Source organism: Mesorhizobium sp. B3-1-6 (genome assembly GCF_006439555.1).
GTDB lineage: Bacteria > Pseudomonadota > Alphaproteobacteria > Rhizobiales > Rhizobiaceae > Mesorhizobium.
In genome coordinates this window covers 103762-119006 of the sequence record NZ_VFTM01000002.1, presented here as the reverse complement: position 1 = coordinate 119006, position 15245 = coordinate 103762, and the positions used below count along the sequence as shown (strand labels likewise).

Here is a 15245-nt window from a genome sequence, read left to right as displayed (position 1 = left end):
GGCGTCCGTCATGGCCAGACCACCAACCTATTGCAGGCGCGGAATGACGGCGACCGGCCGGTAGCCGTGCTTTTCGAGAAAGCCCGCCAGCCTTGCGGGGTCGGGACGGAGCGGATCGCCATAGTCGCGAGCGTGGATGCCGCCCGAGACATAGAGCACGTCGAAACCGTTGTCGGCCGCGCCCTTGACATCCGTCATCATGCCGTCGCCGATGGCGAGAACCTCGCTGCGCTCGACGGCGCGGCCAAGAAGGCCGGCGACCTCCTTCATGGCGACATCGTAGATCGGCGCGAAGGGCTTGCCGGCGATCAGCGTGCGTCCGCCCAATTGCGCGTAATCCCGCGCGAGCGCGCCGGCGCACCAGATGGTGCGCTCGCCGCGCTCCACCAGGATATCCGGATTGGCGCAAATGAACGGCAGATTGCGGGCACGCAGCCGCTGCAGCAGTTCGGCATAGTCGGCGGGCTTCTCGACCTCGTCGTCATAGAGGCCCGTGCAGACAATACCCGAGGCCTCGAATTCCTCGACCAGATCGACATCGAGCCCGTCATAGAGCGTGAAATCGCGCTCGGGGCCGATATGAAAGATCTTCCTCGGGCCATCGGCGATCAGGTCGCGGGTCACGTCGCCGGACGTGACGACCCGGTCGCAGGCATCGCCAGGGACGCCGATCACCTTCATCTGGGCGACGACGTCGGCGCTGCGACGCGGCGAATTGGTGATGAGCACGACAGGCACATCGGCCGCGCGCGCCCTTGCAAGTGCGGCGGCAGCGGCCGGAAAATGCCATTCGCCGTTGTGCACGACGCCCCATACGTCGCACAGTATGGCGGCGTAGCGCCCCACCAGATCGTCGAGCGAAGCGATGATGTCAGGCGAATCCGCCATGCCGTGTCCCTGATTTCGATCATGAACCGCATCGCGCTGAAGGCCGCCGCGGTCCGCCCCGCATAGCCGAAGCGCCTCATCCTGTCACCAGCTTTCCCGACCTGTCCTTCCGTCAAGCGCGGACGGGGCAACAGGTATCCGCCATGGGCGGACCGCCGGTTGCACAGGGTTAACGCGCAGTCAAAGAGGCGCCGCGTTCTTGACAGTTTCGCGAAAGCTGAAATTTAACGATTTATGACCATAGTACCAAACCGACTGCGACCATGGTCGTACTCCAACATGGATCTTTGGCGGGGGTAAGCACAATGATCCGCGATTTTTTTCACGACAGGCGGGGAAACTACGCCTTGATGACGGCCATCACGATGATACCACTGATGGGGGGCGTGGCGGTTGCCATCGACTATACCGAACTGGTGCGGGAACGGCAGGAGACACTTAACGCGCTGGACGCCGCCGGCATCGCGACGGCACAGCAGATCGTCGGCGGGGCCAGCGACACGGACGCCAAGGCCTATGCTAAAACCTTCTTCGAGGCCAATCTCAGGCACGTTCTTCCGGCGAACACGACGCTGACGGTCACATTGCCGAACAACAATGCCGGCGGCGGCACGCTGGTGCTCGAAGCCGGCCTGAAGTACAAGCCCTATTTCCTGCCGGCCGCGGTCGCGCTGCTCGGCGGAACACCCGGCCAGACCACTATCAACTTATCGGCGCGGTCTGAAATCCGACTCAAGAACACGTTGGAAGTGTCGCTGGTGCTCGACAATTCGGGCTCGATGACCGAGCTCGGCCACGGCTCGAGCCAGGTGCGGTTCGACCTTTTGAAGAGCGCCGCCAAGCAGCTTGTCGACCAACTTGCCGGCCAGGCGCAGCTGATGAAGCAGGTTTCCAAGCCGGTTCAGTTCAGCCTGGTTCCGTTCGCTGCCTCGGTCAATATCGGCTCGGCGAACGCGTCGGCGGCCTGGATGGACCAGGACGGCATCTCGCCCATCCAGCACGAAAATTTCGACTGGACGACGATGACCCAGGCGAATTCGCCCTGGCCACAGAGATATGTCGAGAAGGTCGGCAGCATTTGGTATGCGCGCGGCACCGATTGGGACGCCTCCCAGAAAGACAAGCCGCTGACGCGTTTCTCGCTTTACAAATGGATGCAGCGGATTTCGGCGTGCACCAAAGACTGGAACAACGTTTGCACGTCCAACATAACCTACGCCCCGATAGCGACTTGGGGCGGCTGCGTCGAGTCCCGTCCCTATCCTTATAACATCCAGGATACGGCCGCCTCGACCTCGACGCCGGCGACACTGTTCGTGCCGATGTTCGCGCCTGACGAAACCGACAATACCGACAGCAACTCCCGGCCGGCAAACAACAACTGGCACCTCGACGTCACGCCGAGCACCGACAACCCGACGCGCCAGAAATACATGCCGAAATATTTCAACTATGGCACCAAGGTCACCCCTGCCTACGGCAGCAATGCCGGCCCCAACACCAGTTGCAGCACGACGGCGATCACGCCGCTGACCGATGTCTCGACCTCTGCCGGCGCCACGACGGTAAAAAATGCGATCGACGCCATGGTCGACGTCGGCGCCACCAATGTCCCGGAAGGCATGGCCTGGGGCTGGCGGACGCTGTCGAGCACGGCGCCCTTCACCGAGGGACGCGCCGAGACCGAAAAAGGCAATGACAAGGTACTGATCGTGCTCACCGACGGCGCCAATACCTATTACACGCCGACGTCGGTGACCGCGCAAAGCTATTCAGGATCGAACTGGAACCAGGGCGGCAACGATCTCTCCGGCAACAAGGCGATCTATTCGTCCCTTGGATACCTTGCCTATGGCAACGGCTCGAGCAGCCAGACGAAGCCGTTCGGAAGCACCTACACCTATGGACGGCCATTCCTCGGCACCAGCACCAATGTCAGCAAGACCGATTATTCGAACGCCAACTACACCAAGGCCATGAGCGAGCATCTTGCCACGCTGTGCGACAACGCCAAGGCGGCCAATATCATCGTCATGACCATCGCGCTCGACCTCGACTCCACCAACACGGCCGAGGCGGCGCAGATGACAGCCTTGAAGACCTGCTCATCGGACTCGCGTTTCAGGAAGGATCCGACCGACTCGACCAAGCCGGCGAAGCTGTTCTGGAACTCGACCGGCGCCACGCTGTCGGACGACTTCAAGGCGATCGGCAACGAGCTGTCGAACCTGCGCATCGTCAGCTGATCTGCTCGGACAAACGATCGAGGACGCCCGCCGCGAGGCGGGCGTTTTTCATCGTGGGCCATGCCGTAGAATTGGTTTGGTTAGCGGTTGGTGAAGCCGCCGTTAAGCAATCGAGCGGTTTACCAAACCGGTCCTTCAGCGTTTTGTGGAAGTGTGGCCCGACAGAAAATCCGTCGGCGCGGGGGCCGCTTACCTGAAATGCGTGAATTCTGGCGTCACTTCTGCCGCGACCGGCGCGGAAACTATGCGCTCATGACGGCAATCGCCATGGTGCCGCTGATGGGGGCGGTGGCGATGGCGGTCGACTTCAGCGAGCTCAACCGCCAGAAGCAGATGGTGTTGAACGCGCTCGACGCCGCCAATTTCGCCGCGGCGCGGCGGCTTGCCGAAGGCGCCACGGACGATCAGATCAGAGCCTACGCGGTCGACTTCTTCAACGCCAACCTCAACAACATCGACCCCGCCAACATCTCGCTCGACATCACGTTGCCCACCAGCCAGGCCGGCGGCGGCCTGCTCACGATGAGCGCGACGCTGAACTACCACCCTTATTTTTATCCGTCCTCCTCGCTGCTTGTCGGCGCATCCACGGCCGATGCGAACAAGTCGATCAACCTCGACATGGACTCTCAGGTGCGGCTGAAGAACACGCTGGAAGTGGCGATGGTGCTCGACAATTCGGGCTCCATGACAACGCCTGGCACAGGCACGGGACAGAAGCGCATCGACCTGCTCAAGCAGGCCGCCAAGCAGCTTGTCGACACGCTGGCGCAGCAGGCATCGCAGATCAAGCAGATCGACAAGCCGGTCCAGTTCAGCCTCGTGCCGTTCGCGGCATCGGTCAATGTTGGGCCCGACAACGACAACGCCCCGTGGATGGACGTCTATGGGCTGTCGCCGATAGCGAATGAGAATTTCGACTGGTCGACGCTGAACGCGCCCGACAAATACGCCCAGAAGATCAGCGGCATATGGTACAAGAAAGGCACCGGCTGGGGGGAAACCGAAAACCAGGTGTTGAGCCGCTTCTCGCTCTATCGCGACATGCAGGTGGTGACCAGCCATGAGCGCATCGTCGGCAGCAAACGCGTCGTGTGCGACCAGTACCGCTCTGACAACACCTGCAAGCGCAGCCACAACGAATATGACTACAACGACACCTATGGCCCGTTCGCCAGTTGGCAGGGTTGCGTGGAAGTGCGCCCCTATCCCTACAATGTCGACGACACGCCGGCCTCGGGCGGGCCCAACAACACCGGCATCGGCGTCGGCGATCCGGCGACCATGTTCGTGCCGATGTTCGCGCCCGACGAGCCAGGCAACCAGTGGAAGGTGACCCAGGATCCGGATGAGCCGAACCCGGTCACCTACGGCGCCGCCAACAGCTGGTGGAACGACGATCCGTCGAGCATCACCGGCAAGACCCGCCAATCCAACATGGCCAAGTATTTCATGCCCCGGCCGATCGATGCGCCGGTGCTATCGAAGGGCGCCGGCCCGAATTACAGTTGCACCACCACGCCGATCACGCCGCTCACCGACGTCACCAATGCGGACGGGCTTGCGGCCATCAAGGCGGCGATCGACCTGATGCAACCCAATGGCAACACCAATGTGCCCGAAGGCACGGCCTGGGGCTGGCGCAGCGTATCGAGCGCCGAACCCTTTACCGAAGGCCGTCCGGAATCCGAGCGCGGCAACGACAAGGTCGTCATCGTTCTCACCGACGGCGAGAACACCTATTCGACGGTCAATTCCGACCCGGCCGGCAACAAGTCGACCTATGCCGCCTACGGCTATACCGGCGTCGGCTACAACGGCACCTCGGTCACCCGCCTGTTCGGCGGCACGTCGAGCGCCATCGGCCAGTTCAACTACTCGTCGAGCAACTACACCGCGGCGATGAACGAGCAGATGGCGAAGCTGTGCGACAACGCCAAGGCGGCCAAGATCATGGTGATGACGGTGGCGCTCGACATGTCGTCGACCAGTTCAAGCGACCAGAAGGCGATGGCCGCGCTGAAGGCCTGCTCTTCCGATTCCCGCTTCCGCAAGGATCCGACCGACCCCAGCAAACCGGCCAAGCTGTTCTGGAACGCGACCGGCGCAACGCTCTCCGACAACTTCAAGGAGATTGCCAACGAGTTGTCGAACCTGCGCGTGGTCGGATAAGGCGCACTGGCGCAACAGGTACCAGCCGCCAACCCCTTGCGAGTTCCCGCGAAGCGGCGCACATCTCGGGCACTTTCCGGAGCCATCGATGCCCGACGCCGCCAACCATCTCACTTTCGCGCTGATCTGCCTCGGCATGGTGCTCACGCCTGGGCCGAACATGATCTACCTGATCTCGCGCTCGCTGTCGCAAGGGCCGAAAGCCGGGCTGATCTCGCTCGGCGGCGTGGCGCTGGGCTTCCTGTTCTACGTGGTGTCGGCGGCCTTCGGCATCACCGCGCTCATCTTCGCCGTGCCTTATGCCTACGACGCGCTTCGCTTCGCCGGCGCGCTCTATCTGTTGTGGCTCGCCTGGCAGGCGCTGAAGCCCGGCGGGCGCTCGCCCTTTCAGGTCCGCGAGTTGCCGAGAGACAGGCCGCGCAAGCTTTTCGTGATGGGGCTGATGACCAATCTGCTCAATCCGAAGGTGGCGGTGCTCTATCTGTCGTTGCTGCCGCAGTTCATCAATCCGGCCAAGGGCCATGTCCTGCCGCAGCTTCTGGTGCTCGGCGTGACGCAGATTTCGATCAGCCTCACCGTCAACGCCATCATCGCCGTGACGGCCGGCTCCATCGCGAATTTCCTCGCCGGACGGCCGTTCTGGCTGGTCGTCCAGCGCTGGATGATGGGCACGGTGCTGACGGCGCTGGCCCTGAAGATGGCGACCGAGGCGCAAAGATAGCCGTCACCTCCAAGAACGCAGCCGTCTACATCGGCCGGCGTACAGGCCGGATCTGCTCCGGCTCGACCACCTTGCGGTAGAGATGCCAGGTCGCGTGGCCGAGGATCGGCATGACGACGGCAAGCCCGGCAAACAGCGGAATCGAGCCGACCACCAGCAGCACGGCGACCGTAAGCCCCCAAAGCGCCATCGTCAGAGGATTGGCCATGACGGCGCGGGCCGAGGTTTCGATCGCCGAGACGGCGCCGACATCGCGGTCGAGCAACAGCGGAAAGGCAATGACGGTGGTGGCCAAAACGACGACGGCGAAAACGAAACCGACGGCGTTGCCGACGAGGATCAGCGTCCAGCCCTTGCCGGTCATCAGCACGTCGCGCACAAAGGCGCCGACCGAGGCGGGCGGCTCGGCGCCGAACAGGCCGGTATAGAGCGACTGCGCGGCGAACAGCCACAAAAGGAACAGAGCGAAGAGCAGGATACCGATGACCGCGATCGAGGGCAGCGCCGGCGAATGGCGCACGTCGAGAGCATGATGCCAGCGGCTGCTCATGCCGAGCTCGCGCCGGCGGCTGATCTCATAGAGGCCAATGGCCGCGAAGGGCCCGATCAGCGCGAAGCCCGACATCAGCGGATAGACGAGCTGAATGGCGTTGGAGCCGGAGCTCCACCGCGTCAGGATCAGGCCGACGATCGGATAGATCAGGCACAGGAACACATAGTGCGACGGCTTGGCCCAGAAATCCTCGGCGCCGAGCTTCAGCGCATCCCAGAGGTCCGAGGTGGAGATGTGGCGCACCGTGGGCTGCACATGCATCCCGCGCGCGTCCGTCATGACATGAAAACCGGCCATAACCGTCCTCCGTTTGTCAGTGCATGAGCCCGAAAACCAGGAGGTTCTCGCCAAGCAATCATGCGCCAGATCAGCGCGGGTCGGTCACCGCCTGCGGTGGCCGCCCGTGGCTGCCACTTCAAGAACGACCGCATCATAATCGATCTTCCGGGAAAAGTCGCCGCCTCATGCGATTTTCATCGCCTGCCCGGCAAAAGCCACGATCGCCGGTATCAGAGGCCGGATGAGCATCGCCATCACAGCCCTCCCCGACCTGAACCGCCGTTTTCTGCTCAAGGCCGCCGGCCTGGCGGCGCTTGCCGGCATCGCCGCCTGCAGCACCGTCACGGCGCCGACCGGCGAAGGCGCCGGCGTCTCTTCGTCCGCCACGGCGACACTGGCCGGTCTTCGCGCCTCGGCAGGGCTGCCGGCGCTAGCCCCTGACACGCAGCTCGAACAGGCGGCATTGCAGCAGGCCGGCTATATGGCCTCGCGCGAGCGCATGAGCCACACCACCGGCTGGGGCAAGGATTTCGCCTCGCGCATGAAGGACAATGGCGTGCGTGGCGCCGCCGCCGAAAACATCGCCGAGGGCCGTTTCGACCTTGAGAAGCTGTTCGACATCTGGATGCATTCGGCCGGCCACCGCCGCAACATGCTCGATACGGACTTCAGCCGTTTCGGGCTGGCTTACGTGCGCGACGGCCAAGATCCGGCGTTGCGCTATTGGGCGTTGGTGCTGGGCCGTTGAAAAGGCGGCCGGCTTAGATCAGCGACTTTATCAATCCATATGCGCCGCTGGCGCCCCGCCTACGGGCGCGGCCCTGGGCTTGCGCAGCAGAACGACGAATGGAATCGCGGCCAGCGTCATCACCATCAGGATCTTGAAGTCGTTGATGTAGGAAATCATCATCGCCTGGGCATTCACCGCACGGTCGACCTGCGAAAGCGCTGCGGGATCGCCGGCGGCCGCCGCCGGAGACGCGGCCCACAGGTTCGGGTTGTACGGGTTGATGAAGGCTGAAAGCTCGGTGTGGTTGATCTGGGTGTTGCGCACCATCAGCGCCGCCACCACCGATACGCCGATGGACGAGCCCAGATTGCGCACCAGGCTGAACAGCGAGGTGGCGTCGGTGCGGTAGCGCGCGTCGAGCGTGGCGAAGGCGACCGTCGACAGCGGCACGAACACCATGCCCATGCCGAGACCCTGGACGATGCCTGAAGAGATGATCAGCCAATTGTCCATCTGCGGCGTGAAGCTCGCCATCGTATAGAGCGACTGCGCGGTGAGCAGGAAGCCGATGGCGACGAGGACCCTGGCATCGATCCTGTGCATGATGCGGCCGACGACCAGCATCGAAATCATCGTGCCGATGCCGCGCGGACCCAGCACGACGCCGATGGTCACGGTCGGGTAGCCGAAGATGTTTGCCAGCATCGGCGGCAACAGCGACATCGAGGCCAGGATCAGCACACCCATGACGAAGATGAAGCCCAGCCCGGTCACGAAATTGCGGTCGAGGAAGATTTTTGGATCGATGAAGGGATGCTCTGATGTCACCGTGTGGATGATGAACACCCAGAAGCCGGTGAGCGACAGAGCGAGCTCGATCCAGATCTCGGCGGAGTTGAACCAATCGACCTCGCCGCCGCGGTCGAGCAGAAGCTGCAGCGCGCCGACGCCGATCGACAGCATGGCGAAGCCGAAGAAGTCGAAGCCGCGCATGCGCTTGGCGACGACGGGCAGATAGGCGGCCATGCCGAGGAAGGCGAGGATGCCGACCGGCAGGTTGATGAAGAACACCCAGCGCCAATTGAAGTTTTCCGTCAACCAGCCGCCGAGCGTCGGCCCCAGGATCGGCCCAAGCATGATGCCGGCGCCCCAGATCGCCATCGCCTGGCCATGGCGCTCCTTCGGGTTGATGTCGAGCAGGAAGGTCTGCGACAGCGGCACGATGGCCGCGCCGAACACGCCCTGCAGCAGCCGGAAGAGCACCATCGTCTCGAGACTCCAGGCAAGGCCGCAGAGCATGGAGAAGATGGTGAAGCCGACAACGGAGGCGAGGAACAGCTCCTTGCGGCCAAGCCGGTCGGCAAGCCAGCCGGTGACCGGCGTCATGATCGCCGCGGCCACGATATAGGAGGTCAGCACCCAGTTGATGTTGTCGGGCGACGCGCCGAGGTCGCCGGTCATGGTCGGCAGCGCGACATTGGCGATCGTGGTGTCGAGCGCCTGCATGATCGTCGCCAGCATCAGCGCGACCGTGATCAGTCCGCGATGCGGCACTTCCTTGAAGGCTTCGGGCGCGCTCATGATGCTGAACTTCCAGCAGGTAACAAAACCGTGTACACTAGAGCATGATGCCGAGAAGCGTGAAGCGGTTTTCGGACGACCATCATGCCCTATCTCTTTGATTTAGAGGCGGATTCAGATTTCAGGCCGAACAGACCTGAAATCATCCGGCTCTAGGTTTCCGGGCGGCAAAGCCTTCCGTTGAGAGACCTTCATCGCGGTGGGACGCGACTATCGATGTGGGGGTTACATCGACCGAAAGTCTCTGTTGGAGCGGATGCCTGCCGCCCGGAAACCTGAGGACCGACGGGTCCGCGACGAGGCCCCAGCTTTCGAACCAGCCGCCATGCGGCTTGCCTCGCTGATCCTTGTCACTCGTCCCATCAGACCAATCCCCTCGATGCCCGCCGCGTCGCGACGGACCTCGCTGTCGTTACTGCGCGTGCTCCCCTGCCGTGGCGTGGCCGAAGATCGACGGCAGGCCGCGCGCCACGCCGGTGTCGACGGTAACGGTGGCGCTCATGCCGGTGCGCAGCGCCATCTTGGCATCGGGATCGGTCAACTCCAGACGTACGGGAATGCGCTGCGTGACCTTGACCCAGTTGCCGGTGGCGTTTTGCGCGGGCAGCAGCGAGAACTCCGCGCCCGTGCCGGCGCCGATCGCCTTGACGATCGCCTCGAAGGTGCGGCCCGGATAAGTGTCGACGACGATCTCGGCCTTCTGGCCCGGCTTCATGTTGGTGAGCTGGGTCTCCTTGAAATTGGCGTCGATCCAGGTGTCGCCGGTCTCGACCAGCGCGAACAGCGGCGTGCCGACGGAGACATACTGGCCGACCTTGAAGGAGGCGGCCTGGTAGATGACGCCGTCGGCCGGCGCCTTCACGGTTGTCTGCGCCAGATCGTAGGCGGCCTTGTCGCGCGCGGCCAAGGCCGCCATCACGGTCGGATGCTTGTCGGTCTCGATATCCGGATTGCCGCCGAGTGCCGCCTTGGCGCTGACGATGCCCTGCTGCGCGACAGCCAACTGCTGCTTGGCCTTGTCGAGGTCGTTGCGGGCCTGGTCGAGCGAGGACTTGGCGTTGATGCCCTTCTGCGCGAGATCGGCGGCGCGGCCATATTGCGACTGCGCATAGTCGACTTCGCTGGAGGCGGACCTTTCCTGCGCCGTCGCCTGGCTGTAAGCGGCGCGCAACTGCTCGACATTGAGGCGCGCGGCGGCGACCGCCGCATCGGCCTGGGCGAGCGCGATCCTGTAAGGCTCGGGATCGATGACGAAGAGAAGGTCGCCCTGCTTGACCAGCTGGTTATCGGCGATACCGACCTGGACGATGCGGCCGGCCGTGTCGGAGGCGACCGAAATCCTGGCCTGCTGCAGATTGGCGTTCTCGGTTTCCTGATAGCGGCCGCCCGTTACCCAGACATACGCGCCGCCGACGAGCAGGGCCAGCGGCAAGGCGACCATCAACAGGAAGCGGCCGAGACGGCGCTTCTTCTTCGGCGCGGCCGGAGCCGGCTGCGGCGCAGGCGCCACCGCGACCGGAGCGGCAGCCGGCTGTGCGGGGGCCTCGGCGACCGGCTGCGCCGACGCATTGGCGACCGGCTGTGCCGGCGCACTCAGTTTCGTGACGTTGTCGTCTTCCCGCTTGGCTACCGCGCTCATGCCGCCGCCCCTTCCCTGCTCTTTATCTTTTCGAGGGACGATGCCTCGCCGTCCGTCAGGTTCTGCACGATCGTGTCCAACACCCGGATCAGGATGCGCCGCTCTTGAGGCGAAACACCAGTCAACGACTCCTCATAGACCTCGCCGGCAAGGCTTTTGACGTCGGCGTAAGCGGCGCTCGCCTTCTCGGTCGGGAAGATCATGCGCACGCGCCGGTCGGTGGCATCCTGGCGGCGCTCGATCCAGCCGCCCTCCTCCATGCGATCGACGAGGCGCGAGACGCTGATCGGCTCGATTTCGAGCAGCTCAGCCAGCCGCGCCTGAGTGATGCCCTCTTCCTTGGCAACGCGCACCATCAGCCGCCATTGCGCCGAGGAAAGACCCAACCCACTGGCACGCACCTCGAAACGCTTGCGCATCAGGCGCTGCACGTCGTGGATCAAAAATCCCAATCTGTCGATACCATCTGAAACCATGAGCGATACATATAATAAGCGTGCTTACTATTCAAGTGGATGCTTTGTGCCAGGTAGCCGGCAAATCGAGATATCAGGCACCCGATGCGTCGATGGTTAGTGTCCGGTGAAGATAGCTCCGATGCCTTCGTCGCCTGCACGATGGGATTTCTCGGCGGACTCGTCGCCTCGGCGATCAAGCGTGACCAGGGCGTCAAGGACTGGGGCCACCTGATCGAAGGTTCATGGCGGCATGCTCGACCGCACCGACAGCCTGGTCTTCGCTGCGCCGATCTTCTTCCACATCGTGCGCTGTTTCTGGACGGTTTAATTACCGGTCAGAGCCGGTTACGCATCAGCAAGGTGACGACGAAGAACGCGCCGAGCGAGCTGGTGATGATGCCGATCGGCAGTTCCTGGGGCGGCAAAAGCGTGCGGGCCAGCAGATCGCTGGCCAACAGCAGGATGGCGCCGAATAGCGCGCAGGCGATGACTAGGTTGCGATGCAAGGGGCCGGAGAGCGGCCGGCTGAGATGCGGGATCATCAGGCCGACGAAGCCGATGACGCCGGCCACGGCAACGAGAATGGCGGTCGCCAGGGCGGCGACGAGGAATGTCGCGCGGCGCATCCTCGCCACCGGCACGCCAAGGCTCTCGGCGGCGCCTTCGCCGGCGAGGAAAGCATCGAAGCGGCGGTGGTTCCGCAGGCCATAGATGAGGATGATGCCGGCGCCCAAGGCGGCAAGGCCGATATTGTCCCAGCGCGCCAGGCCGAGCCCGCCCATGGTCCAGAACAACACCGAATGGGCGGCGCGCTGGTCGCCGGCGAACACGAGATAGTTGGTCAAGGCAGTGAACAGAAATGAGACGGCGAGGCCGGCCAGGATCAGTCGCTCAGGCCCCTGCCCCTTCACCCGCGACACCAGCAGAAGCACGATCCCCGCCGCCAGCACGCCGCCGGTGAAGGCGGCAAGCGGCAGCGTCCAGACGCCGAACGTGTCGCCGAATACGGTGATGACGGAGACCGCGCCGGCCGCCGCGCCCGAGGAGAGGCCAAACAGGAACGGATCGGCGAGGTCGTTGCGAGTGACCGTCTGTAGCAGCGCGCCGACCACGCCAAGGCCGGCGCCGACGGCGATCGCCAGCAACGTGCGCGGCAGCCTCAGGTCGACGACGATGCTGCCGACCGGGCCGGATGAGCTCTGGCTGCCCAGTCCGGCCGCATGCGCCAGCGCGCCGACGACCTGGCGCAGAGGTATCAGCGTCGAGCCATAGGCGATCGAAAGCAGCCCGAGCGTGACCAGCAGCGCCGCGCCAAGCATCATGGCCAAAGCGAACGATCGGTGGCGCAGATTCACGGCGTGGGACCTGGCGCCGCGATACCGGCGTTCGGGATTAGCCGAGGCATCCGCGACTTCGTCGATGCCGCAAGGGGCCGTCCACCCATCATTCCAGGGCGAAGCAGGAGCGAAGCTCCGTCGCGTAGATGCCGTGACCTGGCGCGAGAAATGCCACGGTGCGGGATTCTGAGCAGCGGCAACGCCTCGGCGTCACGGAATGGATCCTCGGGTCTGCGCCGCGTCGCTTCGCTCCTTGCTCCGCCCGTGGATGACGAAGTCGCGAGTGTTTTGGCCAATCTCCAAGGCGGGCGATTCACAGGCAGGCGATCCATCAATGAAGCCATCCCCATCCCATCAGAATTCCAGGCCTAAAACGCTTCCGGATGCATGGCCCTGGCGATCTCGCCGATCGCCTCGATATTGGCGGGTCCGGGCGTCAGCTCGGCGTAGCGCAGCGCGACGAAGCGCTCGTTCCTGACAGCGTCGGTCTCCTTCATGGCCGGATGGACTTTAAGGAAATCGAGCAGCTTCCTGTAGCCGCCGCCATCCTGGTAATCGAGCAGGATAAGGAACTGCGGATTGCGCGAGGCGACCGTCTCCCAGTCGGTGTTGCCCCAGCTCGTCTCCATGTCGGCCATGATGTTTTCGCCGCCGGCGGCTGCGATCATGGCGTTGGGAATGGCGAACTTGCCGGCGGTGAAGGGCTTGTCCTCGCCGGAATCGTAGAGGAACACGCGCGTGCCCTTGCGGTCGCCGACCTTGGCGGTGATATCGGCAAGCTCGGCCTTCCAGCCGGCGACCAGCTTTTCGGCCTCCGTCTCCTTGCCGAAGATCTTGCCGAGCTTCTCGACGTCGCCATAGAGCAAGTCCATCGAGGCGACGGGCCGGTTCTTGTCGAGATGGACGCAGCTTTCGGTCAGCACCAGCGTCTTGATGCCGTGCGGGGCGAGCGTGTCGGGCGTGACCTCGCCGCCCGGCTTCATGCCGTAATACCAGCCGGCGAAGAAGAAATCCGGCTGCACGGCGACGAGGTTTTCCAGCGTCGGATATTTTGGCGCCAGCTCCGGGATGGAGCCTTGCTCCGCCTTGAACTCGGGGCCGACCTTGTACCAGCCGGTGATGCCGGTAAGCCCGACGATCGACGGCTGCAGCTTCAGCGCGAAGGCCATTTCGGCCATGTTGAGGTCCTGGATGACGGCGCGTTTTGGCGGTGCATCGAAAGTGAGCGCCTTGCCGCAGCTGTCGACGGTGACCGGGAAGGCGAAGGCGGCCGAGGCGAGAAGCGAGAAGGCAAACGACAAAGCGAGGCGTTTCACGGGATGGTGCTCCTTGTTTGGGTTGGGCAGGTTCAGGATGGCGAGGAAGCGCGCGTGGGCAGCTCGAAGACGGTGAGCTCGCGGTCCTCGGTCGGGTGCCGCAGGCGCAGCACGTCGATGCCGAAAACCTCGCGGATATGCGGCTGCGCCAGCGCCTCGCGCGGCGGTGCCAGCGCGTGCAGCCGGGCGTTGCTCATCACCGCGACGTTGGTGGCGAAGGGCGCCACCAAGGCGAGATCGTGCAGCACGGCGACCACGGTCATGCTGAATTCGGCCACCAGTTCGAGCAGTTCTGCGCGGGCGCGCGGGTCAAGGTGGTTGGTCGGCTCGTCGAGGAACAGGATCTTCGGCTCTTGCGCGATGGCACGGGCGAGCTGCGCGCGCTGGCGCTCGCCGCCGGAGAGCGAGCCGATGCTGCGCGCGAGCAGTGGCAAGAGCCCGGTCCGGCGCAGTGCTTCGACGACGATGTCGCGGTCGTCGTGCCGGCGCCTCAGGCCGGCATGCGGGACGCGGCCAAGCTCGACATAGTCGATGAGCGCCAGCCGTGGATCCGGCTGGTCCGTCTGGCCGACCACGGCGATGCTGAGCGCCCGCTCGGCGGCGGTGATCCTGTCCAGCCGGCGGCCGGCCAGGCGAACCTCGCCGTGGCTCGGCGACAACGCCCCGCACAACATGCGCAGCAGGGTCGTCTTGCCGGCGCCGTTCGGGCCGATGATGGCGAGGCGCTCACCCGCCGCCAGCGACAGGCTGACATCCTCGACCAGCGTCCGGCCGTTTGCCGTGGCGCCCAGATCGCGGGCTTCAAGCAGGGGCACGCTCACCGGACTTGCTCCCTGGCCTTACCCGCGGCGGGGATGCGCGCCAGTATCTTGCCGGCGAGCCTTGCCGGGCGCTGGCCGGAATTGCACCAACCGTCGGGCAGCGAGGCATAGAGCCTGGCAAATTCGACCAGCGCGCCGGCGTCGGTGCCCCTGTCGATGGAACCGAAGAGATAGGTGGCTTTGCCTTGCGCCATGAAGGCCACGGTGAGCGGCCGCGCGCAACCCGCCATGCAGTCGATGGTCTCGATGGCAAAGGAAGGCGCCGGCTGCAAGGAAAGCCTGGAGCGCAGGTCGGCGCACAAACCCTCGCCGGACCTCAGCCCAGTCACGGTATCGCGGCACAAAGAACAGACGATGATGCGATGGCTCGAGCGTTTCACCGTTTCACGGAAACGGCGAACCGCTCTATCTCTTTGTTTTGACACAATTCCAGACGGAAAACCGCTACACACTTTTCCTGAAATTGCTCTCGAGGCGTCCAACATTTCCGTCACTTTCCAAAAT

13 protein-coding genes and 1 pseudogene are annotated in these 15245 nt (G+C 64.0%); 5 read left to right on the top strand and 9 right to left on the bottom strand.

What is annotated here, in order from left to right; translation table 11 throughout:
- Nucleotides 1-27: 27 nt before the first annotated feature.
- Nucleotides 28-888, bottom strand: coding sequence for a TIGR01459 family HAD-type hydrolase (locus FJ414_RS02860; RefSeq protein ID WP_140641112.1), 861 nt, complete (start codon nucleotides 886-888; stop codon nucleotides 28-30).
- Between the two features lie 305 nt (nucleotides 889-1193).
- Between FJ414_RS02860 and FJ414_RS02855 the strand changes: the two genes are divergently transcribed.
- The 3 genes from FJ414_RS02855 (at nucleotide 1194) to FJ414_RS02845 (ending at nucleotide 6027) form a co-directional block, all read left to right on the top strand.
- Nucleotides 1194-3134, top strand: a complete 1941-nt coding sequence (locus FJ414_RS02855) for a pilus assembly protein (RefSeq protein ID WP_140641110.1) — start codon at nucleotides 1194-1196, stop codon at nucleotides 3132-3134.
- A 198-nt stretch (nucleotides 3135-3332) separates the two neighbouring features.
- Entirely contained in the window at nucleotides 3333-5306 is a 1974-nt protein-coding gene (locus tag FJ414_RS02850) for a pilus assembly protein (RefSeq protein ID WP_140641108.1), read from the top strand.
- A gap of 88 nt (nucleotides 5307-5394) precedes the next feature.
- Entirely contained in the window at nucleotides 5395-6027 is a 633-nt protein-coding gene (locus FJ414_RS02845) for a LysE family translocator (protein ID WP_140641106.1), read from the top strand.
- A 25-nt stretch (nucleotides 6028-6052) separates the two neighbouring features.
- Here FJ414_RS02845 and FJ414_RS02840 read toward each other — a convergent pair whose 3' ends face one another.
- Nucleotides 6053-6877, bottom strand: coding sequence for a DUF2189 domain-containing protein (locus FJ414_RS02840; protein WP_140641104.1), 825 nt, complete (start codon nucleotides 6875-6877; stop codon nucleotides 6053-6055).
- A 223-nt stretch (nucleotides 6878-7100) separates the two neighbouring features.
- Between FJ414_RS02840 and FJ414_RS02835 the strand changes: the two genes are divergently transcribed.
- Nucleotides 7101-7607: a CAP domain-containing protein gene (locus FJ414_RS02835; RefSeq protein ID WP_140641102.1), complete on the top strand. Its 507-nt coding sequence runs from the start codon at nucleotides 7101-7103 to the stop codon at nucleotides 7605-7607.
- A gap of 30 nt (nucleotides 7608-7637) precedes the next feature.
- On the opposite strand, the gene FJ414_RS02830 is transcribed toward FJ414_RS02835, so the two are convergent.
- From FJ414_RS02830 to FJ414_RS02820, 3 genes are all read right to left on the bottom strand, one after another.
- Nucleotides 7638-9170, bottom strand: coding sequence for a DHA2 family efflux MFS transporter permease subunit (locus FJ414_RS02830; RefSeq protein ID WP_140641100.1), 1533 nt, complete (start codon nucleotides 9168-9170; stop codon nucleotides 7638-7640).
- A 412-nt stretch (nucleotides 9171-9582) separates the two neighbouring features.
- Nucleotides 9583-10809 carry an HlyD family secretion protein gene (locus FJ414_RS02825; protein WP_140641098.1) on the bottom strand — a complete coding sequence of 409 codons (1227 nt, stop codon included), beginning with the start codon at nucleotides 10807-10809 and terminating at the stop codon, nucleotides 9583-9585.
- Nucleotides 10806-11285, bottom strand: coding sequence for a MarR family transcriptional regulator (locus FJ414_RS02820; protein ID WP_140641096.1), 480 nt, complete (start codon nucleotides 11283-11285; stop codon nucleotides 10806-10808). Before FJ414_RS02820 ends, FJ414_RS02825 begins: the two co-directional genes overlap by 4 nt.
- Nucleotides 11286-11417: 132 nt before the next feature.
- Here FJ414_RS02820 and FJ414_RS02815 point away from each other — a divergent pair.
- Nucleotides 11418-11595, top strand: a pseudogene (locus tag FJ414_RS02815) (phosphatidate cytidylyltransferase); the annotation flags it as partial.
- 7 nt (nucleotides 11596-11602) lie between these two features.
- On the opposite strand, the gene FJ414_RS02810 reads toward FJ414_RS02815, so the two are convergent.
- The 4 genes from FJ414_RS02810 to FJ414_RS02795 form a co-directional block, all read right to left on the bottom strand.
- Nucleotides 11603-12589, bottom strand: a complete 987-nt coding sequence (locus FJ414_RS02810; RefSeq protein ID WP_140641567.1) for an iron ABC transporter permease — start codon at nucleotides 12587-12589, stop codon at nucleotides 11603-11605.
- A gap of 383 nt (nucleotides 12590-12972) precedes the next feature.
- On the bottom strand, nucleotides 12973-13920 hold the full coding sequence (locus tag FJ414_RS02805; protein ID WP_140641094.1) for an ABC transporter substrate-binding protein: 948 nt from the start codon (nucleotides 13918-13920) through the stop codon (nucleotides 12973-12975).
- A 32-nt stretch (nucleotides 13921-13952) separates the two neighbouring features.
- Nucleotides 13953-14741 carry an ABC transporter ATP-binding protein gene (locus tag FJ414_RS02800; protein ID WP_140641092.1) on the bottom strand — a complete coding sequence of 263 codons (789 nt, stop codon included), beginning with the start codon at nucleotides 14739-14741 and terminating at the stop codon, nucleotides 13953-13955.
- Nucleotides 14738-15121: a DUF1636 family protein gene (locus FJ414_RS02795; protein ID WP_181166967.1), complete on the bottom strand. Its 384-nt coding sequence runs from the start codon at nucleotides 15119-15121 to the stop codon at nucleotides 14738-14740. The genes FJ414_RS02800 and FJ414_RS02795 overlap by 4 nt, the downstream gene beginning before the upstream one ends.
- Nucleotides 15122-15245: the final 124 nt, after the last annotated feature.

What these genes read in the sequence shown, in the direction of transcription:
- FJ414_RS02835 (WP_140641102.1), top strand. Translation starts at nt 7,101, where the DNA reads ATGAGCATCGCCATCACAGCCCTCCCCGACCTGAACCGCCGTTTTCTG.
- FJ414_RS02860 (WP_140641112.1), bottom strand. Translation starts at nt 888, where the DNA reads ATGGCGGATTCGCCTGACATCATCGCTTCGCTCGACGATCTGGTGGGG.
- FJ414_RS02845 (WP_140641106.1), top strand. Translation starts at nt 5,395, where the DNA reads ATGCCCGACGCCGCCAACCATCTCACTTTCGCGCTGATCTGCCTCGGC.
- FJ414_RS02830 (WP_140641100.1), bottom strand. Translation starts at nt 9,170, where the DNA reads ATGAGCGCGCCCGAAGCCTTCAAGGAAGTGCCGCATCGCGGACTGATC.
- FJ414_RS02810 (WP_140641567.1), bottom strand. Translation starts at nt 12,589, where the DNA reads ATGATGCTTGGCGCGGCGCTGCTGGTCACGCTCGGGCTGCTTTCGATC.
- FJ414_RS02850 (WP_140641108.1), top strand. Translation starts at nt 3,333, where the DNA reads ATGCGTGAATTCTGGCGTCACTTCTGCCGCGACCGGCGCGGAAACTAT.
- FJ414_RS02825 (WP_140641098.1), bottom strand. Translation starts at nt 10,809, where the DNA reads ATGAGCGCGGTAGCCAAGCGGGAAGACGACAACGTCACGAAACTGAGT.
- FJ414_RS02820 (WP_140641096.1), bottom strand. Translation starts at nt 11,285, where the DNA reads ATGGTTTCAGATGGTATCGACAGATTGGGATTTTTGATCCACGACGTG.
- FJ414_RS02840 (WP_140641104.1), bottom strand. Translation starts at nt 6,877, where the DNA reads ATGGCCGGTTTTCATGTCATGACGGACGCGCGCGGGATGCATGTGCAG.
- FJ414_RS02855 (WP_140641110.1), top strand. Translation starts at nt 1,194, where the DNA reads ATGATCCGCGATTTTTTTCACGACAGGCGGGGAAACTACGCCTTGATG.